The 1395-nt window shown below is 34.7% G+C and carries 3 protein-coding genes; all 3 read right to left on the bottom strand.

Going from position 1 to position 1395, the window contains the following annotated elements; genetic code table 11:
- Nucleotides 1–17: 17 nt before the first annotated feature.
- From C3938_RS17545 to C3938_RS17535, 3 genes are read right to left on the bottom strand one after another with little or no spacing between them, the layout of a single operon-like run.
- Entirely contained in the window at nucleotides 18–527 is a 510-nt protein-coding gene (locus C3938_RS17545) for a dUTP diphosphatase (protein WP_105104609.1), read from the bottom strand.
- On the bottom strand, nucleotides 524–931 hold the full coding sequence (locus C3938_RS17540; protein ID WP_105104608.1) for a hypothetical protein: 408 nt from the start codon (nucleotides 929–931) through the stop codon (nucleotides 524–526). The genes C3938_RS17545 and C3938_RS17540 overlap by 4 nt, the downstream gene beginning before the upstream one ends.
- On the bottom strand, nucleotides 928–1260 hold the full coding sequence (locus C3938_RS17535) for a DUF1140 family protein (RefSeq protein ID WP_105104607.1): 333 nt from the start codon (nucleotides 1258–1260) through the stop codon (nucleotides 928–930). Before C3938_RS17535 ends, C3938_RS17540 begins: the two co-directional genes overlap by 4 nt.
- Nucleotides 1261–1395 lie beyond the last annotated feature (135 nt).

Genomic DNA, 1395 nt, shown 5'->3' with positions numbered 1-1395 from the left:
AGCCATATTAGACCTCCTTAATTAATCCCTGTAGAACCATAACCATTAGTTCCTCTAATTGATTCAGATAGTTCTTGTACTTCGATAAAGTTTGCTGTTGTTACTGGCGCTAGTATTGCTTGTGCTATGCGGTCGCCTTTAAGAATAATATAAGAATCGCAAGATATTTCTTCTCCCCCACGAGTTTTAGAAGACTCTCCATTAATCAATTTATAATATCCTGTTCCTCTAATGAACCAGTCATCTTCTGTGTTATCTACAATCACCCCAACCTCACCACGATAATTAGAATCAACTGTACCTAGTTGAACTCTTAATTTAGTTTTTAGTGTTATTCCAGATCGAGGTCTTACTTGAATTTCATATCCTTCTGGAATATCAAATGCTAGTCCTGTTTTAACTAACTTTGTTTCTCCTGGTTCGATAATTACATCCTCTACAGCTACTAAATCAAAACCACTGTCACCTTGTTTAGCATATTTAGGTAATACTGCATCCGGATGAACTTTTTTAATTGCTAGATTCATTGTTTAACACCTCTCAAATATCCGATTTCTTTTGCATAATCAATTATTTCCTGCTGAATCTCATCACTATGCCCCCAATGTGGGCAATACAAGCCACCGTATCCGTTATTACCGTTTGTATATTTACCAGTACGGATAAACTCTGCAAAGTCTAATATTAATGCTCTTAGTGTTCCTCCATGACTAAAACCATTCCAGTCACGATAGTTATTAATTACCGCAATCTCTTTTAGAGTATAATCATCTACAAAATAAATACGTCCATTCTTTAATTTCATAAAAGCAAGGCTATCAACATTGTCCATGTTTACTGTTCTATTTGAGTAGAAAAATCTCCGACCGCGCTCTGATATAAATTTGATTAGTTTATTTATTGTTTCTAGCCGTTCCTCTTTTAGATTCATTGTTTAACCTCCTGTAAATACTGATTCAAAACATTTTCATATCTATCATTCATAAATTTAAATCTGTCTTGATGTAGGTTATTGCTCCATCCTGTTAGTGCATCCAGTTCTTTTAATTGCTGGAATCCCTTTTCAATTTCTGCGTAATAAAATTCATTATCTGCTACTGCTCTCCAATGGCGCATAGTCCTTACTTGACTTGTTTCAGCAGTTGCCATTGATCTATCCTCTGCTTTTGATTTCTTCGTCTGATTAGCAGATATTTTAGATACTATTTTCTTTAGGATTAAATCACAGTAGAGTTTTACAAAGTCTGTTTGTTGGTTCACTGTTTAACCTCCAAATCCTATTTGATTTCATGTGCTTCTTTACCAAACAATTTTTCCATTTCGTCCCTATCTGCTTTTATCCATTCTCCGTAAGCAAATCCACAATAACCACAATGATATTCAACGTGCCAATGT

The sequence above is a fragment of the Microbulbifer pacificus genome (assembly GCF_002959965.1).
Taxonomy (GTDB): Bacteria; Pseudomonadota; Gammaproteobacteria; order Pseudomonadales; family Cellvibrionaceae; genus Microbulbifer; species Microbulbifer pacificus_A.
The sequence above is the reverse complement of the archived record's forward strand: the minus strand, read 5'-3'. Positions and strand labels throughout refer to the sequence as shown.